We start from the raw sequence: 25,978 nt of genomic DNA, 5'->3' as shown, positions 1-25,978 counted from the left end.
AGCAATCAGCCCCATGATAACAAAAGCGGTTGGCTCTGACAATAAACGCTGGGCAGCCAGATGTAGATGGGGCTCTTTCCAAAATAACAGGGTCTCGAAAAGAAAAACGAAATTCGTTGTCACAAAAAGGCTGTAGCTGGATCAAATGTATGTCGTTCTTCTAAGGGAGGTGAATAGTTTGTGAATGCAAATGTAAATGCGGAAACCAGTACCAGCAAGGCAGAATGGACACTGCAGCCGACAAAAGAAGCTAAGCTGGCAGCGCTGATGAGGGAATATGGCGACAATATTGTACAGCTGGCGTATTTGATCGTCAAGGATAGAGGGATTGCCGAAGACATCACGCAAGAAGTCTTTCTAAAAGCTTATCGTGGACTGGATCAATTTCGCCAGGAGAGTAGTGTAAAAACATGGCTCTATCGGATCGCAATCAACGAATCGCGGAAATATTTACGTTCGTGGTCGTTTCGTCAAATCTTTTCCACCTATCTTTCGAAAAAGGAACCGGTGCCGGAAAAGGTAGCCGACACGAATGTTGAAGCAGCGGTCTTGCAACGGCTGAGTAAGGTGCAAATCGCTGAACGGGTGATGATGCTGTCTCCTTTGTACCGAAAAGTGATGCTCCTACATTACTATGAGGATTTGTCGATAAAAGAAATCGCACATGTGCTGGATAATTCCGAGGACGCGGTACGTGCACAACTACATCGTGCCCGCAAAAATTTTAAGGCATTGTGTGAAAAGGAGGGATCGGAATGGATGTAGATAAAGAGCTGCGAGAAGCTGTTCGCGTAGCAAGCAGACAGACAGCGGAGCAGGTGTCTTTTTCATCAGCATTGGCAGGGAGGATTCAAAAAGAAGTGGCAAATCAGAAGAAAGCGAGACGAAAAACAGCTGTTATGAGCGGTACGATTGCAGCATGCTTGGCAGCTGCAGTATGGGTCGGACAGCAGCAAGGCATGTTCACGATGGAGGGAACTGGGGCGTCACAGACAACAATAACAGAGCAGACAAATACACAGGTGAAAAACAAAGTGACTGCACAAGAAGCGTTTGCTCCCATTCTTGGAGCTGTGCCAGAGCTTCAAGGGCTACGGCTGGAAGAGAGGGGAAACGTAGGTGATATCAAACAGGTTGCCCTCCTAAAGGGAGACCGCTATGAAGGGGAATTTAGCTACGATGCGACAACCGGGCAAATCGAATGGTATCGCTATGAGAAAGAGGAGTCGAGAGAAGGTAAGCTACCTGAAATGATGGTGGCACAACAAAAAGCAATCACCTTTCTCCAATCCGTTTTAGGTGTAGAAAGCAAGCAGTATGCCCCTATATCTACTCATAAATTAACAGATGAAGGAATGCGCAACGGTACGTGGATGAACGTCACGTTCCAAAAGGAGCAAGAAGGCGCACGCATCCCGTTTGACATTATTTCTGTTCAAATAGACAGCAAGGGTCAAGTGGCATTTTTCGGTCGAACAAACAAAGAGGAGCAGGCCCTGCTTGGAAAATTGACTAAGTCTCTTCCTGAATTGAACCCTTCTCCTACTTTGGACAATAAATCCATGTATTACGGCGGTTTCGAAATCATGCTTGGAAACGCAGATCATGAAGAGTGGAAACAGGCTTCAATCAGCATGACAGGAAAAGCAGAGGATTTGCGGGCCTACCGCCTGATACAGGAAGGGGCCACTTGGAAGGAAGCCCCGGAAGCTCTGGCCAAAACTACAGCAAACGATTTCCTGCAGGATATGGTTGGAGCAGACAGTAAAAATTACCGATACGCATACAAAAATGACACAGTTGAATACCAGCGATATTACAATGATCTGCCGGTCATGAATGATACGATCCGGATGTCTGTTAACCAAGCGGGACGGGTTGTCTACTATTCCAAAGAAGCGATGAAAAAGCATGAGCTAGCCTCTTTTCCTGATGCAATCTCTGCTCTTTCAGAAGAAAAAGCGATAAAGGAAATGGAGGCAAATATCAAGCTGAACTACGTGCAGCTCTTTCCGGTTAAACGAGATGAAAGGACAAGGCAAATCATCCAAACGAGGTCACTGCTGGAATACACGATGTCCGTATCCACAAAGCAGCTTGGCCAATCACCTTCATTAGGCTGGTATATAGACGCTGCCAATGGAAAGATTGCCTATAGTACGGGTAACAATGGTCTTGACTACGATCGACGCAATGAGGCTAAAGTATTTTCTGTCCAACCATCCGCGACAAGAAGCATAGTGAAAACAAAGGAAGAAGCGAAAAGCCTGTTAAACAAACAATTCGGCGTTCAAGTAGACGGCTTTACGTATAATGAACATGCAGGTTCCCATCCGAGTACGGGTCAAGTCCGAAAAAGCTATGTATGGACAGACAAAAACCAAAAGCGTTATGAAGTGGGAACGGATGAAAAATCCGGCCGTGTCCTGGGGATCGAAATGCCTCGTCAGGGAAACCAACTGACCGTTAAGCGCGAGGAGGCACAGCAGGCCGCACTGGAGATGCTCGCTACCTATATTGATCCGGCGGTGAAGGAAGTGCAGCTGGCTGAGGTTATCGAACCAGGCGGTGCAACACCCGTTTCTTCGGGCAATTGGGGATTTGAATTTTTCATGAGTAAAGACGGTATTCCAGTTCTCGACAATGAACCAAATGAGGCGTACATCGTAACAGTTGATCCTACCAGCGGGAAAGCGAACGGGTTTGAAAACCGAAGAGGGACAGAGAGTCATGTGGAGCTGCCCGATGCAACCTCCGTCATTTCAAAGGAAAAGGCTGTAGAACAGTATTTGCGCGCCATGCCGTTGAAGCTCGTCTATCTGTTAAAGAACGAAGACGATCAATGGCTGGAGCGCCCGATTCTGGCCTATATACCTTGGAGTTATGACGAGAATGCAGGCAAGCATCTGCATATCGATGCTTTAACGGGCGAAATCACGGGGGAGCCGTAATCACTAAAAATAAAAAAGGGCTATGCCGCAGCCACTATGGATGGCTTGGCGATAGCCCTTTTTCTACATATTAACTAACATTCGTCACACGAACACCCAACAATGACCAAAAGGATAAACAGTACGAGCACCAATGCGAAGCAATCACCGAAGAATCCGTTTCCGCAGTAAGATGTACTCATTTATGTTTCCCCTCCTTTCCGTTATGCTCTAGTCTATACACGAACGCACAGATTGGCATGGGCGAATGACTAGTGCCAGTAAAAATGGGCGCCTGCAAAAAATGCGGCAGTAAAGAATAGACAAATTCTCAATTGACGAAGTGACAGGGGGGTGATAAGATACTGTCAAACGTCAATCACAATTGAAAAAATACGAATAACTCCATAAAATGTACGACTCTTATCCAGAGAGGCAGAGGGACTGGCCTGATGAAGCCTCGGCAACCGGTAGAAATCCGGTGCCAATTCCAGCAAAGCTACGTGCTTTGAAAGATAAGAGGATGGTTCAGGCGTTGCTGTATCCGCGGACAAATCCTCTTCTTTCAAAAGAAGGGGATTTTTTTTGTACCCTTTAGTAGCCTCAACTTTCGATCAAAGAAATAAGCCATGCTGTGGAGAGAAGGAGCAAGTGGATGAAACCTACTTTTCGTGAACAACTATCCCAAAAAATTCTGATATTGGATGGTGCGATGGGCACAATGCTGCAGCAGGCTAACTTGACTGCAGAGGATTTCGGTGGCGAGGAATACGACGGTTGTAACGAGCTGCTGAACTTGACCAGACCTGATGTCATTCGTTCTATCCATGAAAAATACCTGGAGGCAGGAGCAGATATCGTAGAAACCAATTCATTTGGTGGAGCTTCCATTGTATTGGCTGAGTACGATGTGGCTGACAAGGACATGGAGATCAATATTGCAGCTGCACGTTTGGCAAAAGAAGCTGTGGATGCTTACTCCACTGAGGAGTGGCCACGTTTCGTTGCTGGTGCGATGGGACCCACGACCAAGACACTCTCGCTTACAGGTGGAGTGACGTTTGAAGAATTGGTAGAAGCCTATTATCGTCAGGCAAAAGGCTTGATTCTGGGTGGTTCTGACGTTCTTCTCTTGGAAACATCACAGGACACACTCAACGTCAAGGCGGGTGGAATCGGTATCCGCAAAGCGTTTGACGAGCTGGGAAAAGAAATTCCCGTGATGCTTTCAGGCACCATCGAGCCGATGGGAACGACTTTGGCAGGTCAAAACATCGAGGCGTTCTACATTTCGCTGGAGCACTTAAAGCCCGTTACAATTGGTCTGAACTGTGCGACGGGCCCAGAATTTATGCGTGATCACCTCCGTACCTTGTCCGGTCTTGCCCAATGCGGTGTAAGCTGCTATCCGAATGCCGGGTTGCCCGATGAGAATGGTCACTACCATGAAACCCCACAAGGCTTGGCCTCCAAAATGCGGGCATTTGCCGAACAAGGCTGGTTGAACGTAGCGGGTGGCTGCTGTGGTACAACACCGGATCATATCCGAGCGATGGCAGAGACGTTAAAAGACTGTAAGCCGCGCAACAGTGTGAATGATCCCATAAGTGCAGTCGCCGGGATTGAAGTTGTGTACGTGGAAGACGATAATCGTCCACTCTTCGTTGGAGAGCGCACAAACGTCATCGGTTCCAAAAAATTTCGGGATCTGATTGCAGCTGGCCACTATGAGGAAGCATCAGATATTGCCCGTGCGCAAGTAAAGCGGGGCGCCCATGTAATCGACATTTGTTTGGCTGATCCGGACCGTGACGAATACGAAGATATGGAAAAATTCCTGCAATTCATCGTGAAAAAAGTAAAGGCACCGCTCATGATCGACTCGACTGATGCCAAAGTGATGGACCTGGGATTGCGTTATTCCCAAGGGAAAGCGATTCTCAACTCGATTAATCTGGAGGATGGCCTTGAGCGGTTTGAAGAGGTCGTTCCGCTCATCCACAAATACGGCGCTGCTGTCGTCGTTGGAACGATTGAGGAAGCAGGTATGGCCGTTACCCGTGAAAAGAAGCTGGAGGTAGCGAAGCGCTCCTACGATATTCTTGTCAACCAATACGGGATAAACCCAAATGATATTATTTTTGATCCACTCGTTTTCCCGGTGGGAACGGGTGATGAGCAATATATCGGCTCTGCCAAAGAAACGGTAGAGGGTATTCGCTTAATCAAGCAAGCCATGCCAGAGTGCAAGACCATTTTGGGTGTGAGCAACGTTTCGTTTGGATTACCGGCAGCGGGACGTGAAGTGCTGAATGCAGTGTTCCTGTATCACACGACAGTAGCCGGACTCGATTATGCGATTGTCAATACAGAGAAGCTGGAGCGCTATGCCTCGATTCCAGAGAGTGAACGAAAGCTGGCCGAAGAGCTTTTGTTTGAAACAAATGACGAGACGCTCGCAGCCTTTACCGAATTCTATCGTCAAAAGAAAAAGGAAGTAAGTGTCGAGGTATCCTCGCTGACTCTGGAAGAACGTCTGGCTCGATATGTAGTCGAAGGCTCAAAAGACGGATTGACGGAAGATCTGAAGCTGGCTTTGGAAAAATACGTGCCACTCGAAATCATCAACGGACCTCTGATGACCGGGATGGAAGAGGTAGGCCGATTGTTCAACGGAAACCAGCTGATTGTAGCGGAGGTTTTGCAAAGTGCAGAGGTCATGAAGGCATCGGTATCCTATTTGGAACCGTTTATGGAGAAATCGGATGCTGCGGCCAAAGGCAAGATTCTCTTAGCAACGGTCAAAGGTGATGTTCATGATATCGGTAAGAACCTGGTCGAAATCATTTTGTCCAACAATGGCTATGATGTCGTGAATCTGGGGATCAAGGTACCGCCTGAGCAATTGATTGCTGCTTGCAGAGAACAAAAGCCGGATGCAATCGGCTTGTCAGGTCTCTTGGTGAAATCCGCACAACAAATGGTCATTACTGCTCAAGATTTGCGTGAAGCAGGAATTGATGTCCCAATGATGGTAGGTGGCGCAGCGCTGACTCGCAAATTCACATCGAATCGGATTGCGCCGGAATACAGAGGAATCGTTCTGTATGCCAAAGATGCGATGGATGGATTAGACCTTGTAAATCGGCTGCAAAATCCGGAAGAGCGGGAACGTCTCGTAGAAGAACAACAAAACTTGATTGAGGCAGCGGCAACAGTACAGCCGATCGTCGAAGAGAAAAAGACGACACTACCAGCTCGTTCTGCGATCAGTCGGACAGTACCTATCCATTTGCCGCCAGATTGTGAAAGGCACGTCCTACGCTCGTATCCGATCAGCCATTTGCAGCCTTATCTGAATTTGCGGATGCTCCTTGGCAAACACCTTGGTGTTCGCGGAAATGTTGATAAGCTGCTCGAAGCGGGCGATGAAAAAGTATTGCAGCTGTACGATGTGGTAGAGGAATTCTTGGCGGATGCAAAGCAAAGCGGAACGATTACTGCGCATGGTGTGTACCAGTTTTTCCCGGCGCAAGCAGACGGCAATGACATTTTGGTTTACGATCCAAAAGATCCCAAAAAGCTTCTGGAGCGTTTTTCATTCCCACGTCAGCCAGAAGAGCCGCATCTGTGCCTGTCAGACTTCCTGCGTCCTGTTGAGAGCGGGGAAATGGATTACGTAGGTTTCCTGACCGTAACCGCTGGTGGTGGTATTCGCGAGAAGTCTACTGAGCTGAAAGATCGCGGCGACTATCTTCGTTCGCACGTACTCCAGGCGCTTGCACTGGAGCTTGCGGAAGCATTTGCGGAACGAGTGCACCACATCATGCGTGATGGCTGGGGCATTCCTGATCCACCGGAAATGACAATGCTGGAGCGTTTCGGTGCGCGTTATCAAGGCATTCGCGTATCGTTTGGTTATCCGGCATGCCCGAGCTTAGAAGACCAGGCGCAGCTATTCCGATTGCTGCAGCCGGAAAACATCGGTATCCATTTGACAGAAGGCTTCATGATGGAGCCGGAAGCATCTGTATCTGCGATGGTGTTTGCTCATCCAGAGGCGCGCTATTTTAACGCTGGACCTTCTGTATTTGAAGCATAGAGGAAAATCGATAAAGGAGAGAAGTGATTTCGTTGACAACAAGCAAGGTAGGTTTGCGAGAATTTCTACATGACAACCTGCTGATTGGTGATGGAGCCATGGCAACCCAGCTGCACCGGCTGGGTATGCCGGTAGGTGTCAGCTTTGAAGAGTTGTGCCTTTCTAATCCACAACTGGTTCACGATGTGCATGCGTCCTACTATCAGGCGGGAGCACGCTTTTTGGAAACCAATACATTTTCAGCGAATCGCGATGCTCTGGCCCGCTATGGTCTGGAGCATAAGGTGGCTCGGATCAATCGCTTGGCTGTAGCGATCGCGCGGGAAGCAGCCCAGGAGGATGCGTATGTAGCGGGTAGCATCGGGTCTATCCTGGCAGGGCGTGTTCGAAAAAAAGTATTGGATGAGTATCGTGATCAGTACGAGGAGCAGGCGATTGCACTCTTGCACGCTGGAGTTGACGGCCTTATTTTAGAGACCTTCGTCGACTTGGAGGAGCTGCTGCTTGCTCTGGAGGTCATTCGTCCACTGACAGAAGCGCCTTTGATCGCACAATTGGCGACATTGGAGGTAGGCCGCACACGTGACGGATATTCCCTGACTGAAGCATTTGCACACTTGAAGGCAGCAGGTGCCGATGTCGTTGGTCTGAATTGTCGCTTAGGACCAGCCGAAATATTGCGATCCTTCGAACAGGTGCAAATTCCGATAAATACCATTTTATCCGCTTTTCCAAACGCGGGACGCCTCGGCATGACAGACGGAGAATACGCATTTAAATCAACGCCAGACTATTTTGCCGAAAGCGCACTTCGTTTGCGGGAACAAGGTGTTCGTTTGCTGGGTGGATGTTGTGGAACGACGCCAGAGCATGTGCAGGCGATGGCCACTGCCCTGCAATCGCTTGAACCACTGGAGCGTGTCAATCCGCCGATCGTAACGGGCGACACACCTTCCATCACTGTGCAAAGTGCACGACTACACGACAAGCCAAGCATCGTAGAACGAGTAAAAACTGGTACAACCATCATCGTAGAGTTTGATCCACCACGGGACCTGGATGCCGAACAGTTTCTACACGGGTGCTGCGAGCTGCACAAGGCGGGTGCGGATGCGATAACCTTGGCTGACAACTCACTGGCTACTGTCCGTATGAGCAACATGGCACTCGGAGCATTAATGAAAAACAGACACGGTATCGATCCGTTGTTGCACCTCGCATGTCGTGACCGCAATCTGATCGGACAGCAGTCCCATCTGATGGGTCTTCATGCGCTGGGAATCGACCAAATTTTGGTCATTACAGGTGATCCGGCAAGATTCGGGGATTTGCCAGGTTCGAGCTCTGTTTTTGACGTTACTTCGTTTGACTTGATTCGCATGGTGAAGCAACTAAACGAGGGTATCTCCTTCTCAGGACGACCTTTGAAGCAAAAAGCGCAATTCATTGTTGGGGCTGCTTTTAATCCGAACGTACGGAAGATCGATGCAGCGATCGCAAGGCTTGAAAAGAAAGTGGAGGCGGGGGCCGACTACATCATGACGCAGCCTGTGTATGATGCGGAGTCCATCAAGCTGGTTTACGAATCGACCAAGCATATCGGGATTCCTGTATTTATCGGTATCATGCCACTGACGAGTTCGAGAAACGCAGAGTTCCTTCATAATGAAGTACCTGGAATCAAGCTGTCTGATGAGGCATTGGCGCGGATGAAGAGCGTACAGGGAGCAGAAGCGCGCAAAGAAGGTATAGCCATCGCCAAGGAATTGCTCGATACAGCCATCCGTTACTTTAATGGCATCTATTTGATTACACCGTTTAATTATCATGAGATGGCGGCAGAATTGATCCAATACGTGCGCCAGCAGAGCGCACTGGTGAAGGCAGTCGCACAGCCATAGCCATATCCATATACGAGTGAAAGAGGCCCAAGCATAAGAGCTGAAGATGACGAGCTCTCTGTGCAAGGGCCTTTCATTATAGTGGGCTGGCTTCTCGCAAATCAGTTGGTACACATACTGTCATTATACGAATCTGGCGGCAGTTGTGACACTACGACATTACTTTTGTGGATCGGGAAGGGGATGCCAGTCTTTTCTACGCAAAAATACGCTCAGTTCCCCGAATTTGGCGATGCGTTCCTCGCGCGTAAACGAGGCGTTAGCACCACTGGTGGAGGGAATGACAAACACGTAGCTGCCCTTCCAATCGTCCGTACCAAAGGCTTGCTCTGGCTGGAGGCCAAGCGTAACGGCTTCTTTTTTTTGTCCAGTGGCATGGCGAAAGGCTGTAATCCCGTTAAAACAGATGACTCGCGGACGGTAGGTTTGGATCATCTGGACGAAATGAGCTGCACCTGTCGCATAATCATCCTCACGCAATTCTGTTGAGGAGCGCGTAGGACGCGATACGAGATCAGTAATGCCGTAGTTGTAATCGAGCAAAGAGGATGTTTCCTCAGGCAGTAATTTGCGAGGTGTGAGACCACCCTCGAACAAACCTCGCCAAAAGAGATTGGCTGGATTCGCATAGTGGTACCCGGCAGTCGCCGAAACTCTGCCAGGGTTAATTCCACAAAATAAAACCGCCAAGTCGCGGCGGATGTAGGTAGGCAGCCATTTTTCCATAAAATCAACCATCGTGAGTTCCTCCCTTTCAGCACATTGTAGCACATCAGTGAGCGCTTTCACGAAAACGCAAAAAAAGCTGCCGATTAGGGCAGCTCACAGTTCTTACAGCTGAGGATATGGCACGATTGGTTCAGGCTGATTCACCATGAACTGATCCATTTCATTGCGAACGTACTTCTTTTCCTCAAACGACATTACTTCATGCTTTTCGTTGCCCCACAACCAGCGTGACAATGACTGCATCATTTTGAATCCCTCACTTAGTGGTAATGTTTTACATGCTCATCATACTCCTGTTTTGTGTGCTTGTGGTTGGTAAAGTGTGAAAAGAAAGTGAAGAAACAGTGGATAGAACGTGAACAAAAAGGAAGCGATTTCAGGTTCATTCAAACGATCCACTCAGAAAACCCTCATATTCTTGTGGCTGGAAAGTAGAAGCAAGAGGATACCCTTGCTCATACGAAAAAGCGCCCCCTACAAAAAAGGAGCGCTTTGCGTGAGAAAAATAAAACTACAGCTTGTAAATCTCGCTATATTTTTTCTCCAGGTAATTCATCAAGTAGGTAGCATTTGTACCTTCACCCGTGATCGCGGAAACAAGTTCACGTGGGCTTTTCATTTTACCATATTGATGAATTTTGTCTTTTAGCCATGCGCGAATCGGAGCGAAATCTCCGTTTGCTACCAACTCGTTGTAGCCGTTGATTTCTTGCTCCATAACGTGGGTAAACTGAGCAGCATATACGTTACCGAGCGAATAGGTTGGGAAATAGCCAAAGCTGCCGCCGGACCAGTGAACATCCTGCAAGACGCCGAGTGTATCTGTAGGAGGCACTACGCCAAGATATTCCTTCATTTTTTCATTCCAGATCTTCGGTAGATCAGCAACCTCAATCGTCTGGTTAATCAGGCCCTTTTCGATTTCGTAGCGAATCATGATGTGCAGATTGTACGTCAATTCATCTGCTTCTGTACGAATATACGAAGGTGTTACTTCATTAATCGCACGGTAGAAATCTTCTACGCTAACCCCCTCGAATTGCGCAGGGAAAGCTTTTTGCAGGTCAGCAAAGAAATGTTTCCAGAACGGCAGGCTGCGTCCGACCATGTTTTCCCAATAGCGAGATTGCGATTCGTGAATACCCATGGAGGTACCATCACACAGGGTTGTGAAGAGCAGCTCAGGATTGATGTTTTGCTCGTACATAGCGTGTCCTGCTTCATGAATGCAGCTGAACAGGGCTGAGTTAAAATCATTTTCGCTAAAACGGGTTGTGATCCGTACATCGCCTGGGTTAAAGGTCGTGCAGAAGGGATGTACGCTGCGGTCCATGCGGCCTGCATTGAAATCGTAACCGATGCGCTCGAGAATAAAGCGGCTGAATGCGTCCTGCTCCGAAATCGGGAAGTTTTTGGTCAGGAAGGAAGTGTCCGGTTTGTTCGGGGATTCCGCAATAGCTGCAACGAGCTTGACGGTTTTTTCACGCAAGGTAGCAAAAATCGGGTCCAGCTGATCAACTGTCATTCCTGGCTCATACAAGTCCAACAGGGTGTTGTATTTGTTTTTTCCGTCATTTCCCCAATACTCGATAAATTCGAGCTGGAAGTTTACGATTTTTTGCAAATAAGGCTGGAACAGAGAGAAATCGTTTTTCTCACGCGCTTCCTCCCAAACGGTCTCTGCGTTGGACGTGAGAACGACAAATTCCTGATAGCGTTCTGCCGGGATACGCTTGTTGCGGTCAAATTCTTTTTTGCACTCGAGAACAGTGTGACGGGTAATTTCGTCAAGGGCTTCGAGGGTGGCTGGCTCGCTCAGCTCTACTAAAAATTGCTCCATTTCCTTGGAGGTTGCTAGCTTGAATTGCTCGCCAGCGAGTGTGCCGATGATTTCAGAGCGGGCTTCCATTCCTTTGCGGGGCGCTTGTGTCGCTTTGTCCCAGTGAAGAACAGCGAGTGCTTGATTGTAGCTTGTCATCTTTTTCACATAGCTTCGGAAAGCGGTTGCACTTGTTTCGATGCTTGTTGTCATGAGGTCCCTCCTATTATTTGGGTATATGTAGGGTGGAAAATCAGTCAAAAAATTTTTACTACTAATATTATAACTGATTGAAGAAAAATTACTAGGTGGATGCAGTACGCAGTTGTCTTGTATAATCGTTAAAGTAAAGATAGTGGCTACTTATTCGAATGACAGGAGAATGAAGATGAGTCAAACCAATTCCCAATGGGAAAATGAAATAGCAAAACGACGTACCTTTGCGATCATCTCCCACCCGGACGCCGGTAAAACAACAATGACAGAAAAGCTGCTTTATTACGGTGGAGCGATCCGTGAGGCAGGAGTGGTCAAAGGACGCAAGAATTCCAAGCACGCTACCTCCGACTGGATGGAGATCGAAAAAAAGCGCGGAATCTCCGTAACCTCCAGTGCGATGGATTTTGAATACAACGGGCACCACATCAACATTTTGGATACGCCTGGTCACCAAGATTTCAGTGAAGATACGTATCGTACGCTGACAGCAGCGGATGCAGCTGTGATGATTATCGACGTGGCAAAAGGGGTAGAGGCGCAAACGATCAAGCTGTTCAAGGTTTGTCGGATGCGTGGAATCCCGATCTTTACCTTTGTGAACAAGCTGGACCGTCACGGAAAAGACCCGTTCGAGCTTTTGGAAGAGATTGAGCGCGTACTCGGAATTCGTTCGTACCCGATGAACTGGCCGATCGGCATGGGCAGTTATTTCAGCGGTGTATTCGATCGGATGAAATCGCGAGTTGAGCTGTATCAAACAGGCACTCAGCACGAAGATATTTCCTTTTTCCCTGTAGAGGGAGCAGAAGATTCATTGATCGGCGATCGAGTGGGTCCGGATCTCTGGCAGCAGCTTCAGGATGAAATCTCACTGCTTGACGTTGCCGGTGATGAATACGACCCGGAGCTAATTAACCAAGGACAGCTAACTCCCGTCTTTTTCGGTAGTGCGATTAACAATTTCGGCGTGCAGACCTTCCTGGACAACTTTTTACAAATGGCACCAGCACCTTCTGCCAAGAAAAGCTCTGCTGGCATGATTGATCCGTATACGAATGCGTTTTCTGGCTTCATTTTCAAAATCCAGGCGAATATGAATCCGGCACACCGTGACCGAATTGCGTTCTTGCGTATTTGCTCCGGAAAATTCGAGCGTGGAATGGCGGTTAAGCACGTTCGTTTGGGTAAAGATATTAAGCTTGCCCAGCCAGTACAATTTATGGCGCAAGACAGGGAGATTGTCGAGGAATCGTTTGCTGGTGATGTGATCGGGTTGTTTGATCCGGGCATCTTCCAAATTGGCGATACGCTCTGTGTTGGACAATCGTTCGAGTACGAAGAGATGCCTCACTTCTCGCCAGAGTTTTTCTCCAAGGTAATGGTAAAAGACGCGATGAAACACAAGCAGTTCCAAAAAGGGATCATGCAATTGACCGAAGAAGGAACCGTTCAGCTCTTCCGTACCTATCCGATGGAAGAATTAATCCTGGGTGTGGTAGGGGTGCTCCAGTTTGAGGTTCTCGAGTACCGCCTGAAAGCTGAGTATGGCGTAGAGATCATGCTGACGCGGATGCCATATCAGATCGCTCGTTGGCTTGAAGGGGATAAGGCAGAACTGGATGTACTTAAAAACAAGACCGTAACTGATCGCTACGGCCGTCCTGTTATGCTGTTTGAAAGTGAATACCAGCTGCGTGTGGCAATGGACAAATACTCTAACGTCAAGTTCCACGAAAGCTCTCTCGGGCTAAAAGCTGTTCAATCTTAAATGACGTATGATGAGGGTCTCACAACTATTGTGAGGCTCTTTTTTTATCTACAAGTACAGACTGCTCGCTGTTTCACCTGCGCAATGCGAAGGGCGTATCACGTATCAAAAATCCCCGAGATTGAAACAAATTGCTATTCACGGATGTTTTGTGAGCTTTGCTGCATGGTATAATTTGGATGTGATTGGATTGTCCATAGAGGAGGAAGAGCATGGGGCAGATCAGAAACGCCAATGAGCAGGATTATACGAAAGTGATTGCGGTTATAAACGACTGGTGGGGCGGTCGGCAAATGTCGGATATGCTTCCCAAGCTGTTTTTTGTTCATTTTCAGCCAACTAGCTTTGTAATGGAAGCAGAGGGGGAGATCATCGCTTTTCTCATCGGCTTCCTATCTCAAACGAAGCCCGAAGAGGCGTATATCCACTTCGTCGGGGTTCATCCTGACAGGCGAGGAGATGGGGTTGGCAAGGAATTGTACCAGATGTTCTTTAAAGAGGTAAAGCTACGCGGCTGTCATACCGTCCGCTGCATTACATCACCTGTGAATAAAGGCTCAATCCAGTTCCATAGTAAATTGGGCTTTGAGGTGGAGGAAGGTGATAAAATCGTTGACGGTGTTCGGGTCACGACCAACTACGACGGCCATGGAAATGACCGTGTACAATTCGTAATCAGGATCTAAAAAAGAGAAAGGAAGCGGTATCGAGGTGAAGGCTATCTATTTGATGCTCGCCATCATAGGAGCAATTCTGCCATATAGTCATTTCATTCCGTTTTTGCAGACCAACGGCTTAGACTCCAAGCTTCTTGTATCCCAATTGTTCGCAAACGATATCTCCTCTTTTTTTGCCACTGATTTTCTCATCTGCTGTGTCGTCTTTTTTTGCTTTCTCTATCAAGAAACGAAAAAACATCAGATCAGGCATGCATGGATCTATGTTGTCGCGACACTTACGATCGGGCTGTCATTTTCCCTGCCACTTTTTCTGTTCTTCAGACAGAAAGCGATGGAGAGAGTTCATACTTTTTAATCTTCATGGATGTGAACAAAAGACCCGAGGCAAACAACCTCGGGCTATTTCCTATCACCGGTTTCGATATTTCTCAGGAATCGTTACCCCACTTTTTTCGTCATTCCAAGCTACAGAACAGAACCTCCAGCCATTTGGGGTATAGATAAACTGCATCGTTTTCATCCCTTCTGTTTCAAATCTCTCTCCAGAAAGCACTCCGGATTTGCGATAGAGGCTGAAGCGATGAGCAATATTCCCGAAAATTTCAGTGACAGAAGAGGTTTCTGCTTCCTCAAAATCGACCAGTGCCCCATCGGTTAATAGCTTCTCTCTTGGCTCAATAAATTGCTGGAGAGAGTACACAACAGGGGCAGCATCTGTATTTTTTATAATCATGCCTTCAGGAATAAAAAGCTGGTAGATGATAGCTACATTTGGCTTCATTCCATCTTTATTCGTAAAAGCAGTATAGAAGGCAGCAACCAGATCATCGAGGATCGCGTTTGTAGCTGTATCCATCAAGCATTCTCCTTTTACTGCGCAGCAGGCTGAAAATCAATGGCAAACAGCTTCGACTCTTCGGGATTGTTCCCCAGTTGAATGGTTCCTTCTACATGCAATCCGATTTTTTCAAGGAGTCGTCCAGATGCATGGTTGTCCTGATCAGTGATGGCTACCAGGCGCTTTAAGCCGACAACATCTCTTGCATACGAAAGTACTGCTGAAGCAGCCTCATAACCATAGCCCATGCCGCGATAATCGGGTAGAAAAGCAAAGCCGATATCCACATCCTCGAGCGTGTCCCGCTTGATCATACCGCAAATACCGATAGGGACATTCCCTTCTTTTATCTCAGTCAAATAAAAACCAAATCCGTATCGCTCGTAATACGAGATGGCGCTATTCACAATATAATTCCGTGCATCTTCTACGGTTCGAACCCCGCGGTCGCCTATAAATTGGAGCCAGGCGGGATCGTTGACAAGAGAGAGAATAAAAGGTGCATCCTCAACGGTTTGCCAGCGAAGAATTAATCGATCAGTTTCAAGAACCTTCACAGCGATGACACCAGCCTTTCGCAAAAAGCGATTTTAATATGGATGTGGTCAAGGGGTACGATTTTTTTATTGAAGCTCTCGGTTCTTTCACCACCCTGCCTGAAGCCTAATTTTTGTACTAGGAAAAATATTACGGGAATATGAAAATGAAATCCAGCCTTTTTACGGGTTTTTCCCATGGCTTTTCCTATCCTACTTGGACGACTTCTCTCATATACTGGGACAAAGACTGACAGGTCGTGGAGAGGAAGGGAATGCAGTGAGGGTTCTCCTGTTTATTGTCTTGTTCCTGGTAGCGTTTGATATGCACGCCCAAACCCCTTTACTTGCGCCGTACTTGAATATTTTGGGTGTGTCCGCCGCGATGATCGGATTTGTTTTGGGTGGGTATGCAGTTAGTAATTTGACAGGAAATCTGATTGCAGGCCCTTTTTTAGATCGCTTTCCGAAAAAATGGTTCATTGCTGGAGGACTGATCCTCGCCGGATTTATGCTGATTGGGCAAGGTGTGGTCCAAGACACGGCCGGTTTTTTTGCATTTCGACTGAGTCTCGGCTTTTTGATGGCCTTTGTTTCACCAGCTTGTTCTGCGATGCTGGGGGAGACGGGAAAAACGGCACTCGAACAAGGCGAAATTATGGGCAAAAAAGGTTTGGTCCTCACGACAGCGGGCATAGTGTCACCTGCCGTAGGGAGCTTTTTGGCTGTTCAATTCGGCTATGGACAATCGTTTGTCATTCTCGGCTATATGATGATTGCCGCAGGTGTTTTTGCCTGGCTGATGCTCCCGGTTCGAGTAGAAGGAAGTAATCCGTCTCCACACCAAACAAAAATCTCAGCCAAGCACAGCCTCGCGCACGTATTGGAAAATCGCTTGCTCTATCCGGCCTTTTTGGGCGGGTTTGCGATTATTTACGCGCAGGGGACTATTATTTATGAAGTCCCGCTGCTCATTCAAAAGCAGGGGCTATCACCAGCCGTTACAGGTGTATTGTTTAGTCTAAAAGGCTTGGGGGCACTTGCGATTCTCAGCCAGTTTTGGCTCTATCGGGTTCCGGTTGAGACGCGATCCTTTGCAGGACTTGGGGTGCTGAGCCTGCTGTTGTATGTACTGGCAATCGGCTGGCATGTCCCCATTCAAGTCATGATGTTTTTCTTGGGCGCCTGTTTTGGGATGTTGTTCCCTGCCTTCGCGACGATATTGACTGCGCATTCACCTCGTGAGCAGTACGGAAGTGTGTTTAGCATTTATTCAGCGATTCTATCTGTGGGTGCTGTACTTAGTCCGATTGTGGCAGGCTTACTGGAAAACTGGCATCATTCCTACTTTATCGCTTTTTTCGTGACGGCAGGAGTATGCTTGATTGGCGGTTTGCATCGCTTTCTGTTGAGCGGCGTCACGAGATAGATGGACGAAGACAACAAGCAGGAGAAAGACCTTCGCATTTGAGTTCGGAAGGTCTTTTTGCTGTGGAGTGGTGAAAAGCAGAGATAGCCATTGCTCGTCTGTTCTTTTTCCCCTATAATACATAAATGATTATGATAATTATTATCAATTGAATCTTGGAGGTTTTTCGTGCATGAAAAAAAGGTCTATGACTCAAATTGCTTCTACCTTAATGGTATGCGCAGCGCTGCTGGTTAGCGCCTGCTCAGGACATACAGGGAATCCATCACCAGAAAAGACGACACCAGAGCAATCAGCTTCAGCGGAACGCGTGTTAACAGATGCGATGGGGAATAAAGTAACACTGCCGGCACATCCACAAAAAGTGATTGCCACTTACTTAGAAGACCACCTCATCGCATTAGGGGTCAAGCCAGTCGCCCAATGGTCTGTGGGAGAAGGCTCTGTACAAGGCTACCTGCAGAAGGAGCTGGCAGGAATCCCAGCCATTCCGTATGATTTGCCACCTGAAGTCGTCATGAGCTATAGCCCTGACCTGATCCTTTTGGAAAGTGCTGATTTGGCGGTGGGAGAGAAGTACAACCAATATGCGAAAATCGCGCCCACCTACACCATCGGAGTCGAGAAGAATACGGACTGGAGAAAAGAGCTTTTAACAGTCGGAGAGGTACTGAATAAAACGGACGAAGCGAAGGCGGTCTTGGCTGCCTACGAAAAGAAAGCACAGGAAGCCAAAGAAAAACTGCAGCAAACAGTTGGGCCAAAAACGGCTACGGCACTCTGGGTGCTCCCTAAAAGCGTCTTTGTAGTAAAGGAGAACTTGTCCAGTGGCGATGTCCTCTACAAGGATCTAGGGTTTACGGTTCCGAAAATCGTACATGAAGTGACAAAGGCAAGTGAGGCAAACTGGAGCAAGATTTCTTTGGAGAAATTGGCGACTCTGGATACCGATTATTTGTTTATCGTCAACAGTAAGGAGGTACCAATGAAGGATCTGGTCAGCGACCCTGTATACGCCAATATTCCTGCGGTGAAAAATGGGCATGTCTACGAGTTTCCCAAAGAGTCTAGCTGGCTCTATTCTGGTACGATTGCGAACGGGCAAATCATTGATGATGTGTTGAAAAGCGTTTTGCAGTAAAACAAAAAAGGCAACAGCGCAGTTGCCTTTTTTTGTTGAGTGAAAACAGTCGAACGTACCCTTTAGAGTATTTGCTTGCTTTCAGAGGACGCTGTTCTTCTGGCTTTCACATGCTTCAGCTCAGCGACGATGATGAAGCTGACGATCACAAGTAAAAACCAGGAGCTGATTTTGCTGAGGTGTACGAGTTCCCAGCCAGACTGTTGATTTGGGTAATACCACGCACCGAAGAAGGTAGCGATATTTTCCGCAATCCAGATGAAAAAGCCGATCAAGAAGTAGGCGAGAGGGAGCGGCATAAAGAAGCGCTCATGTGTGACGCGAAAATATACTCGCGTTTTCCAAAACACGATAAAAATCGCAGCCATCAGCACCCACCGAATATCCCACAGAAAGTGATGAATAAAAAAATTCAGATAGATAGCTGCGCCGAGTGTAATGGCAAAAAACGGGTTCGGCCATCCCGAGATCGTTACATCTAATCGACGCCACGCTTGGCATAAATAACTCGCGACGCTCGCGTACATAAATCCACTATAGAGCGGGACACCAAAAACTTTGCTGATCGCATCTTCAGGATATCCCCAGGAGCCCATATGTACCTTGAATAGCTCGAGTGCCAGCCCGATCAGGTGAAAAATGGAGATGACTTTCAACTCATCCACGCTCTCCAGCCCGCTTTTTACCATGTAGATTTGAAAGAGTAGGCAAAGCACAAGCAGCAAGTCATATCGAGCCAGTCCAGGAATCGTGACAAATTTGGACAGAGCGAGAGAGGCAAAAATAAAGACTGGGAAGAGACACGACATAGCCTCCTGATAGCCAAAATGAAGCAGAAGGCGAATAAAACGAATCACTCCTCGTTCTCTTCTGCTGGGCTCGGAGAAGGGGTTCGGTTTCGCTTCTTCGAAATACTTCAAAGCCTTCACCTTCTTTCTCAAATATTTACGACAATCCTTTAAAAAGAGTTACATCATTTTTTTGACTACATGCATAAAAAAATACATTGCCAGAGCGACAAGCCGCTTGGCGATGTATGTAGCAATCAAACAATATGGTCAGCAAAGAAGGTTTCTATCTACGCAAGGCATGCCCACAGCGGGCACAATACCTCGCACTTCGTGGCGAAGCGCTGCCACAGCTCCCGCAGTAGAGCTCACCGGTTGTACTATCCTCCTGCACAATATGCCGCAATTGCTCCTGTACATAGGGGTTCATCGTTGTATAGCTATGCAGCTCTTGCGTGCGACCAGTGCGAATGAGGAAAAATAATAGAGCGATATCGATACAGCCAATCGCAACCATCATCCCAATTGCAGCAAAACTACTCCCAAATTGAAAGTCCCAAAGCGCATGAAGAATAATGGCGATTATAATAAGCAAGGCTGCCCCGAATATCTTCGAACCTCCCTTAGCATTTCTTGCAGCTTTCGTGCGCCAAGTAGAAACAATCAACCAGATCCCGGCTGCGGCTATAGCTGTCCAAGCCCCATGGCCAAATGGGGATAGCAACGCTCTGATCCAAAGCATGGAGAGCATTCCAAGAGAAGAGGCTTCTTTCATATGCGACCATCCGTACAGCATACTTTCAATCGCAGCAAAGCCCATGCCTGCTGCAGCCCCGAAGACAAGAGCATCCATTAAAAAATGCATGCGCTTCGGCCTTACAAGAAGAAAGCAAACGAAAAGCTTGACGCCCTCTTCAATGAGAGAGATTGCAAGAGGGGAACGAAATTGTGAAAAATCAATTGCGCTTGTGGCAGTATGTATGAACCATAAACGTTCCACTAAGAAGGCAATTGGAACAGCGATAAGACCAGAGGCAGCAAATAGTAGGCTTAATTTCGTCTGTCTGATTCCCAAAAGCTGATGGTCTCTCATATAAGCAACAAAGGTAACGGGACCAACTAGCCCTCCTGTGAGTAGCGTGAAGATGTGCAGTATATCATTATTGAAATAAAGGGCCAATAAGGATAAAACAACAAAGCCCCCACCAAGCCAGAGAAGACTATCAATCCAGTGTTCTCTCGCTTTAGGCACAGGGGCAGCGGCGGCGTCTGCAACCAGCTCCTGTTCTTCACGAAACTCACTTTTTATCTTGGAGAGAGCATGAGGGTGACGGATACGAATAATCTCTAAAAATTGCTTTTGAATGGGAGTATAATAGCGTAGGATCGTAAGAAATTCTTCCTTGCCCAATACCATTAGCTCGCTGTCCTCTGACGCCGTAATCGTATACTCCGATAAAACATCAGAGAGCAGCAGCTCTTCTCCGAAAAAGTCACCTTCCAATAGTAGGGCTTTCTTGCGGCCTTTACTGCGTACTTCGAATCTTCCACTGCTCACCATAAAAAACTGATCTGTCCTTGCTCCCGTCTCTACAATGGTCTCACCCTTAGCGACCTTACGAGTTGTCAAAACCTCAGCAAGACCACGCAGCTCCGCATCAGGAATTACCGACCATATGGTAGCATTACGGAGCTTTCGATGAAGCATTCGGATACGAACGGTGAGCAGGAGACTTTCATGGAACAGAGGACTCACTTTAGCGAGGAACTCAAAGGATTGCCGTTCCAAGCGTAGGGCAACAACATCATGAATAGCCGTGACCGAAGCCGATCTGCGTTCATGCTGCAGTAATCCAATCTCACCAACTAACGCACCTGGTCCAAGCTCTGCTAGCAGAAGTGTATTGCCTACCAGATTTCGTGAGGACACCTGAACGCTGCCCGTATGAATGAAGAAGCAATCTGTGCCCATATCACCTTCTACAAGAAGCGACTGGCCATCGTTTAAATAGATCGGTTCAATCAGCTTGGCTGCAATTTGCAGTTCGTTATCTGGCACCCCTCGCAGCAATGGATGCTCGCGCAGGAAATCAAATACATCTTTAGCTGGCATTTATTATTCTTCCTTTATCTCATATTGCCTTATTTTTTCGCTTCACCCAACGCTTTACGAAGCTTCTTAGACAACTATAATCCCGATAGAGAATACCTTTTTCTTCCTAGTCATTTTCATTTTACCTCATCCTCTTACTTCGTTGGTTTTTATTTTACTGTTGTGAAAATAGATTTCTGTAGTATGAATTACAAAGTGAAAAAAAGATAAAACGGCGCAATCTATTGACTTTTACACAAAAAATACATCGCTCAAGCCATGATGGCTTAAAGCGATGTATATACTTTATGTAAGCTCTACAGTGACAATGGCTACTCTTGCTCTTCGCCTGTTGCTACCGGATTGTCCTCATAAGAAACCCAATCGCTCCAGCTGCCGGTGTACAATTTCACATCAGTCCGTCCTGCTGCATGAAGGGCAAGCAGGTTGGAGCAGGCTGTTACGCCAGATCCGCAGTAGACGATAATGTCTTGATTGGCAAAGTCTGCAATCCGCTCACTCAATTTTTCAACGGGGAGCATCGTCATGTCTGAAGCGAGATTGTCTTTATAAAAGAAGCTGAGCGCGCCTGGGATATGACCAGCTTTTGGGTCTAGCGGTTCCACTTCACCACGATAACGCTCTGGTGCACGGGAATCCAACAGGACCGTTTGCCGGCTACGTTCACGAACAGCCTGAACGTCTACAAGCATATCTGGACGAACATGCGGGGTGAAGGCACGAGCCTGTGGTGTCGGCACATCAGCGGTCACCTCGTAGCCAGCTTCTTTCCAGGCAGCATATCCGCCATCGAGGACAGCTACCTTATCGTGACCGAGGTAACGCAGAAGCCACCATAGGCGTCCAGCCATCGCCATTTCTTGATCGTCATAGGCAATGACAGTAACGTTTTCATCTATACCTGCACGTGAAAAAAGGGAGACGAGTGCAGTTGGGTCTGGCAGTGGATGACGCCCACCATGAGCTCCCTTTGGTCCAGAAAGATCACGGTTTAAATCAAAGTAACGAGCACCGGGTATGTGATCATTTCGATAATCCTCGGCGCCAGCTTCAGAAGCGCTTAGCGCAAAACGGCAATCGACGATGACCACATTTTCATCTTGGAGATGATCCTTGAGCCATTGTGGGGTGACGAGTGGTTGCATATATCTCCCTACTTTCCCTTTTTTCCTCCATCATAGCAGATGGCCTGTGAATCAGGTACAATAATTCTGGGAGAGGACTCTCGTATAGGCTTGGGTTAGGGTTTGGGGAAGGAGACGAAAAATGAAGCGCATAGCACGTTATTTTCTGGAAGGCTTGCTTTATGTGATCCCGCTTGCGGTCACCATCTACATCCTGTATTACATATTCACAACGGTTGACAGCTGGTTAAATCTCCGGATACCTGGCATAGGATTTCTCCTGACCATATTGGGGATCACGGTCATCGGTTTTCTCGCATCGAATGTGCTGACACGAGGGGTATTATCGCTCGTGTCCAAAATCTTTGAAAAAGTACCTTTTATCAAATTGATCTACTCATCTCTGAAAGATTTGATCGGAGCTTTTGTAGGGGACAAGAAAAGCTTTGACAAGCCGGTCCTAGTCACCTTGTTTAAAGACGGGAATGCAAAGGTGATAGGTTTTATCACACAGGAGGACCTGGAGGCATTTGGGCTTCGTGACCATGTCGCTGTGTACATTCCGCAGTCGTACAATTTCGCAGGAAACCTGCTGTTATTTCCAAAGGAGCAGGTCCAGCCACTAGATGTAGAAAGTGCAGAAGCGATGGCTTTTCTCGTCTCTGGAGGAGTCTCCGGAAAAAAGCAAGAGAAGAGCAAGAGCTAAAGGAACCTGCTGCAATGGAAAAGCTGATCTTTAGCGTGAATCTACGAGAAAACAAAAACCGAGCTTCCTTTTCCGGGGGCTCGGTTTCATATGTGTGTAGATGTTCTATTAGCTACTGAAAAATCCACTGTGACTCGAATGTCTGCGACGATAATGGCGATGACCATATGTTTTGTGACTAAGCTTCCAAAACGGGCTGCGGTGTCTGTAATCGCTACTGCTGTATCTGCGATAGCTGTGCCTGCCGCTTTTCCAAAGAAGGCTGGCACCTTTCTTTAATAGAGCTACCACAATGACGATAGCAACGATAAACAGGACCAAACCGATACCCAAGATGGTAAGTACAACTGACATCCACATCGCTCCTCGATAAAAGGTCTACCTTTGTTTACGGTTATCCCAACTAGAAGTTTCGAGGATGACTTCTTCCGAATGACTGACTAGCCCTCGGCATTCAAATATTTCTCGTATGGCTTGTAATCGATTTGCTTTGTCTTCAAGTGAGCAATCAGCCATTTATGGTCACGCTTCGGGGTAGCAACGATATAGCCCTTGACGATCAGGTCTGTCGTGATCGACGTGGCTTTTTCTTCGAGTGCAATCTGGCCAATCTTGGCGGCGATCGACCGTCTCGCTACATCGCGGAACAGCTGGGGAACAGGGTCCACAAGCTCATTGAGAAGCGTCAAGCCCTCATCGGTCCAAAGCGAGCGAGTTTTGTCGATGTAAAGATCCTGCCAGTCGAGATCGGATTTTCCGTCCTTTTTTGGCATGGATTTGAGGAACTTGCGAAACATAAAATAGCCACCAATGCCCATTAGGCCGACCAGTATAAAAGTCCAGGAAATGATGAAAATGGAAAAACCCGTGGACATGTCAGACATATGCGTACACCTCATTTACCATAACGTTTTCATGAAAAGGAATAGCTAGGTAAAGTGTACCGTATTTTGGTTCTGGCAACAAACTTTTTGTGCTTTTGGCTATCCTTGGGGTTTTCTCTTCCCAAGAACACATACAATTTAGTATGATTAGAATTAATCTTTATAGGGAGTTGACGCTCATGTTCAAGCTTGGACAACGCGTCGTCATCGTTGCCGACTCCTTTGAGCAAGGTTTGCCACTCGGCGAGTACGGTTACTTAATCGCACGTGACCGTAATCCAGACAGCGCGTTTGCGTGGGTAATTCGCATCCCCAAAATAGATAAGCAGTTTCCTATTGTAGAAGATGATATTGATCTAGAGGAACGGCTGATGGAGGAGGAAGCAGCGCGTGTATCACGAGAAGCTCTGCTTGACTTTGCTTTGGCCACGCGCAACGAGGCTCTGTTTCGACAATTGATGGGTATGCAGGATGTTGAGGAGAGCAATGACGAACCCGCGAAGGAATCAATGGAGGATTTTATTCGTAAAGTAAACATGAAAGCCTGGATTTAAGGCACGAGCTTGTCCAGTACCTTAATACTATTGCGAAGGAAATGAAAGTGAGGCTGTTTCATGTCTGATTTTGTGACGTTTACCAATGAATTTGGTCATTCCATCGAAATGTCCCGAGAAGATTACCAGAAAAAGGTGATTCCGCATAACCTGGATATGTACTGGGATGAGAAGGAAAAGCTTCGCGATTTCGCGATGGAGTTGGTGAAGGATCAATTTCATGAGCAAGCTGCCGTTGCGGCGGACAGGCTTCTCGAATTATATGGTCCGATTGAGTCTGCCCTGATTTTCCGTGCAGTCGTACATATGCAAGCAAAGGAATTCGACCGTGCCAAATCGATCTTAACGGATTGCCTGGAACGATTCCCGTCGTCGGGTACAGCATGCACGAATCTCGCCAAGATTTATGCGTACGAAGGGGACGAGGCAAAAGCGTTTGAGACGCTGAATACGGGATTACATAAAGACCCGAATCAAGAAAATGGACTCAACATGTTTGTAGAAAGCTTTCTGCATAGCGGTAAAAAGGAAGAGCTACGAGTACAGCTGGAGGCGCTCTCGGGAAAAGAAGGAGCTTGGCGTCCTCAGCTTCATTTGGCTCGTCTCGCGCTCACAGAGGATAATTTGCTCAAAGCCATGCATTGGTACAATATCGCGATTGAGGGAGCGAAGGACCGCTTCGAGGTCGTGATGACTGTCACAGGAGAATTGGGACAAGCAGGCTACGTGTATCAACTGATCCAGATTTGTGAAAGGTTCTGGACGCCGGAGTTTCCACTTCCGTATGCCGGTTTTAACTATGCCAATGCACTGCTTGCTACCGATCAAAAAGAAAAAGCGATCGCCATTTTGCGTAATATGCAGGAGCATTTGCAGGATAATTACAAGCCGATGGTTGATCATTTCCTCGCACGTGTACCAGGTGCCCAAGAGGTTGAGGAAGCTGCAAGGCAAAAAATTGCAGCCAATCCATCTGCTGACCCAGCGAGCAAAAAGAGCTGGTGGAAGTTCTGGAAATAACGATACCAAGCAAAAATACGCCCGGACATATGAGTCGGGCGTTTTTCCTTTCAGTGAGATAGTAGCACCCTGAGTCGTCTGTCTATCCCAGCTGCTTGATTTTTTCGGATATCGTCTCCTGTCTTTCCTCATCCCAAACGATAGAGATTTCAAAAGTGCCTAGCTCGAAGAAGAACGGGAACCTGCGGCGGAACCAAGGCTGCATGGGAACCTCTTCAATCTTATCGAGCGAGACCCAATGCAGCTCGCCTTCTGGAGGATCTGTCAAAAGTTCTCCTTCAAAACGGGTAGCCAGATAGTTAAATACCATATAGCGCAGGCCTGTCTGTGGAACCATGAATTCGTCAATTCCTTTAAAGACGAGCTCGCTTACCGTAAGACCCGTTTCTTCGTAGACCTCGCGGATTGTCGCTTCTGTCAAACTTTCGGGATACTCTACTTTCCCGCCAGGGGCGATAAATCCCGGGAAGCCTTTGGAGTCGGGGCGATTTATGAGAAGAACCTGATCATGGTCGCGGATCATGCACATCGTCATCAGCTCATATGTAATCGGTATGGCAGCAGTTGTAGGCGTGTTCATTGAAACGTTTCACCCCTTTCCTTTTTTTGTAGTATAGCATAGGCTTGTCCTCCTGCTTTTTCGAATTTTGGCATAAGCAAACGGTACGAGACGCCCCGGGTAGCGATCCAGTACCGT

At 47.4% G+C, this 25,978-nt stretch carries 24 protein-coding genes and 1 riboswitch; of the genes, 12 read left to right on the top strand and 12 right to left on the bottom strand.

What is annotated here, in order from left to right; translation table 11 throughout:
* The first annotated feature begins 267 nt into the window (after positions 1–267).
* Both ADS79_RS21125 and ADS79_RS21120 read left to right on the top strand, forming a co-directional pair.
* On the top strand, positions 268–765 hold the full coding sequence (locus ADS79_RS21125; protein WP_236700084.1) for a sigma-70 family RNA polymerase sigma factor: 498 nt from the start codon (positions 268–270) through the stop codon (positions 763–765).
* Complete coding sequence (locus ADS79_RS21120; protein ID WP_049740346.1) at positions 756–2,951, top strand: YcdB/YcdC domain-containing protein; 2,196 nt, start codon at positions 756–758, stop codon at positions 2,949–2,951. The genes ADS79_RS21125 and ADS79_RS21120 overlap by 10 nt, the downstream gene beginning before the upstream one ends.
* Before the next feature lie 74 nt (positions 2,952–3,025).
* Here ADS79_RS21120 and ADS79_RS34565 read toward each other — a convergent pair whose 3' ends face one another.
* Entirely contained in the window at positions 3,026–3,133 is a 108-nt protein-coding gene (locus tag ADS79_RS34565) for a YjcZ family sporulation protein (protein WP_084766014.1), read from the bottom strand.
* A 217-nt stretch (positions 3,134–3,350) separates the two neighbouring features.
* Positions 3,351–3,452: riboswitch (SAM riboswitch) on the top strand.
* A 133-nt stretch (positions 3,453–3,585) separates the two neighbouring features.
* Here ADS79_RS34565 and metH point away from each other — a divergent pair.
* Entirely contained in the window at positions 3,586–7,032 is a 3,447-nt protein-coding gene (gene metH, locus ADS79_RS21115; protein ID WP_049740345.1) for a methionine synthase, read from the top strand.
* A gap of 32 nt (positions 7,033–7,064) precedes the next feature.
* Positions 7,065–8,933: a bifunctional homocysteine S-methyltransferase/methylenetetrahydrofolate reductase gene (locus tag ADS79_RS21110; RefSeq protein ID WP_049741090.1), complete on the top strand. Its 1,869-nt coding sequence runs from the start codon at positions 7,065–7,067 to the stop codon at positions 8,931–8,933.
* 159 nt (positions 8,934–9,092) lie between these two features.
* On the opposite strand, the gene ADS79_RS21105 is transcribed toward ADS79_RS21110, so the two are convergent.
* From ADS79_RS21105 to ADS79_RS21100, 3 genes are all read right to left on the bottom strand, one after another.
* Positions 9,093–9,671, bottom strand: a complete 579-nt coding sequence (locus tag ADS79_RS21105) for a mismatch-specific DNA-glycosylase (RefSeq protein WP_049740344.1) — start codon at positions 9,669–9,671, stop codon at positions 9,093–9,095.
* Between the two features lie 93 nt (positions 9,672–9,764).
* The gene (locus ADS79_RS35725; protein ID WP_162839544.1) at positions 9,765–9,908 is read right to left on the bottom strand and encodes a hypothetical protein; all 144 of its coding nucleotides are present in this window, start codon (positions 9,906–9,908) and stop codon (positions 9,765–9,767) included.
* Positions 9,909–10,173: 265 nt separating this feature from the next.
* Positions 10,174–11,694, bottom strand: coding sequence for a carboxypeptidase M32 (locus ADS79_RS21100; RefSeq protein ID WP_049740343.1), 1,521 nt, complete (start codon positions 11,692–11,694; stop codon positions 10,174–10,176).
* Between the two features lie 175 nt (positions 11,695–11,869).
* Here ADS79_RS21100 and ADS79_RS21095 point away from each other — a divergent pair, with 175 nt between their 5' ends.
* The 3 genes from ADS79_RS21095 (at position 11,870) to ADS79_RS21085 (ending at position 14,503) form a co-directional block, all read left to right on the top strand.
* Positions 11,870–13,468, top strand: coding sequence for a peptide chain release factor 3 (locus ADS79_RS21095; protein ID WP_049740342.1), 1,599 nt, complete (start codon positions 11,870–11,872; stop codon positions 13,466–13,468).
* Between the two features lie 212 nt (positions 13,469–13,680).
* On the top strand, positions 13,681–14,154 hold the full coding sequence (locus ADS79_RS21090) for a GNAT family N-acetyltransferase (protein ID WP_049740341.1): 474 nt from the start codon (positions 13,681–13,683) through the stop codon (positions 14,152–14,154).
* 25 nt (positions 14,155–14,179) lie between these two features.
* Positions 14,180–14,503 carry a DUF2834 domain-containing protein gene (locus tag ADS79_RS21085; protein ID WP_049740340.1) on the top strand — a complete coding sequence of 108 codons (324 nt, stop codon included), beginning with the start codon at positions 14,180–14,182 and terminating at the stop codon, positions 14,501–14,503.
* Positions 14,504–14,557: 54 nt separating this feature from the next.
* Here ADS79_RS21085 and ADS79_RS21080 read toward each other — a convergent pair whose 3' ends face one another.
* Positions 14,558–15,004: a nuclear transport factor 2 family protein gene (locus ADS79_RS21080; RefSeq protein ID WP_049740339.1), complete on the bottom strand. Its 447-nt coding sequence runs from the start codon at positions 15,002–15,004 to the stop codon at positions 14,558–14,560.
* 14 nt (positions 15,005–15,018) lie between these two features.
* On the bottom strand, positions 15,019–15,543 hold the full coding sequence (locus ADS79_RS21075; RefSeq protein ID WP_049740338.1) for a GNAT family N-acetyltransferase: 525 nt from the start codon (positions 15,541–15,543) through the stop codon (positions 15,019–15,021).
* Positions 15,544–15,802: 259 nt separating this feature from the next.
* Between ADS79_RS21075 and ADS79_RS21065 the strand changes: the two genes are divergently transcribed.
* Both ADS79_RS21065 and ADS79_RS21060 read left to right on the top strand, forming a co-directional pair.
* Positions 15,803–16,951, top strand: coding sequence for an MFS transporter (locus ADS79_RS21065; protein ID WP_049740336.1), 1,149 nt, complete (start codon positions 15,803–15,805; stop codon positions 16,949–16,951).
* 172 nt (positions 16,952–17,123) lie between these two features.
* Positions 17,124–18,092 (top strand): ABC transporter substrate-binding protein, encoded by a 969-nt coding sequence (locus ADS79_RS21060; protein WP_049740335.1) that lies wholly within the window; start codon positions 17,124–17,126, stop codon positions 18,090–18,092.
* A gap of 62 nt (positions 18,093–18,154) precedes the next feature.
* Here ADS79_RS21060 and ADS79_RS21055 read toward each other — a convergent pair whose 3' ends face one another.
* From ADS79_RS21055 to ADS79_RS21045, 3 genes are all read right to left on the bottom strand, one after another.
* Positions 18,155–18,949: a DUF817 domain-containing protein gene (locus tag ADS79_RS21055; RefSeq protein WP_049741089.1), complete on the bottom strand. Its 795-nt coding sequence runs from the start codon at positions 18,947–18,949 to the stop codon at positions 18,155–18,157.
* 217 nt (positions 18,950–19,166) lie between these two features.
* Entirely contained in the window at positions 19,167–20,993 is a 1,827-nt protein-coding gene (locus ADS79_RS21050; protein ID WP_049740334.1) for a cyclic nucleotide-binding domain-containing protein, read from the bottom strand.
* Positions 20,994–21,304: 311 nt separating this feature from the next.
* Positions 21,305–22,138, bottom strand: a complete 834-nt coding sequence (locus ADS79_RS21045) for a sulfurtransferase (protein ID WP_049740333.1) — start codon at positions 22,136–22,138, stop codon at positions 21,305–21,307.
* 121 nt (positions 22,139–22,259) lie between these two features.
* Between ADS79_RS21045 and ADS79_RS21040 the strand changes: the two genes are divergently transcribed.
* Complete coding sequence (locus ADS79_RS21040) at positions 22,260–22,823, top strand: DUF502 domain-containing protein (RefSeq protein ID WP_049740332.1); 564 nt, start codon at positions 22,260–22,262, stop codon at positions 22,821–22,823.
* A 108-nt stretch (positions 22,824–22,931) separates the two neighbouring features.
* Here the strand turns inward: ADS79_RS21040 and ADS79_RS34560 are convergent, their stop codons facing one another.
* Positions 22,932–23,177, bottom strand: coding sequence for a hypothetical protein (locus ADS79_RS34560; RefSeq protein ID WP_084766013.1), 246 nt, complete (start codon positions 23,175–23,177; stop codon positions 22,932–22,934).
* An 86-nt stretch (positions 23,178–23,263) separates the two neighbouring features.
* A complete protein-coding gene (locus ADS79_RS21030) occupies positions 23,264–23,707 on the bottom strand; it encodes a DUF2621 domain-containing protein (protein WP_049740330.1) in 444 nt (147 codons plus the stop codon).
* A gap of 179 nt (positions 23,708–23,886) precedes the next feature.
* Here ADS79_RS21030 and ADS79_RS21025 point away from each other — a divergent pair, with 179 nt between their 5' ends.
* Both ADS79_RS21025 and ADS79_RS21020 read left to right on the top strand, forming a co-directional pair.
* Positions 23,887–24,261, top strand: coding sequence for a hypothetical protein (locus tag ADS79_RS21025; protein ID WP_049740329.1), 375 nt, complete (start codon positions 23,887–23,889; stop codon positions 24,259–24,261).
* Between the two features lie 60 nt (positions 24,262–24,321).
* Positions 24,322–25,281, top strand: a complete 960-nt coding sequence (locus tag ADS79_RS21020; RefSeq protein WP_049740328.1) for a tetratricopeptide repeat protein — start codon at positions 24,322–24,324, stop codon at positions 25,279–25,281.
* Positions 25,282–25,363: 82 nt separating this feature from the next.
* Here the strand turns inward: ADS79_RS21020 and ADS79_RS21015 are convergent, their stop codons facing one another.
* Positions 25,364–25,861, bottom strand: coding sequence for an 8-oxo-dGTP diphosphatase (locus ADS79_RS21015; protein WP_049740327.1), 498 nt, complete (start codon positions 25,859–25,861; stop codon positions 25,364–25,366).
* Positions 25,862–25,978: the final 117 nt, after the last annotated feature.

Source organism: Brevibacillus reuszeri (assembly GCF_001187725.1).
GTDB classification, from domain to species: domain Bacteria; phylum Bacillota; class Bacilli; order Brevibacillales; family Brevibacillaceae; genus Brevibacillus; species Brevibacillus reuszeri.
This window is presented reverse-complemented; position numbering and strand designations above follow the sequence as displayed.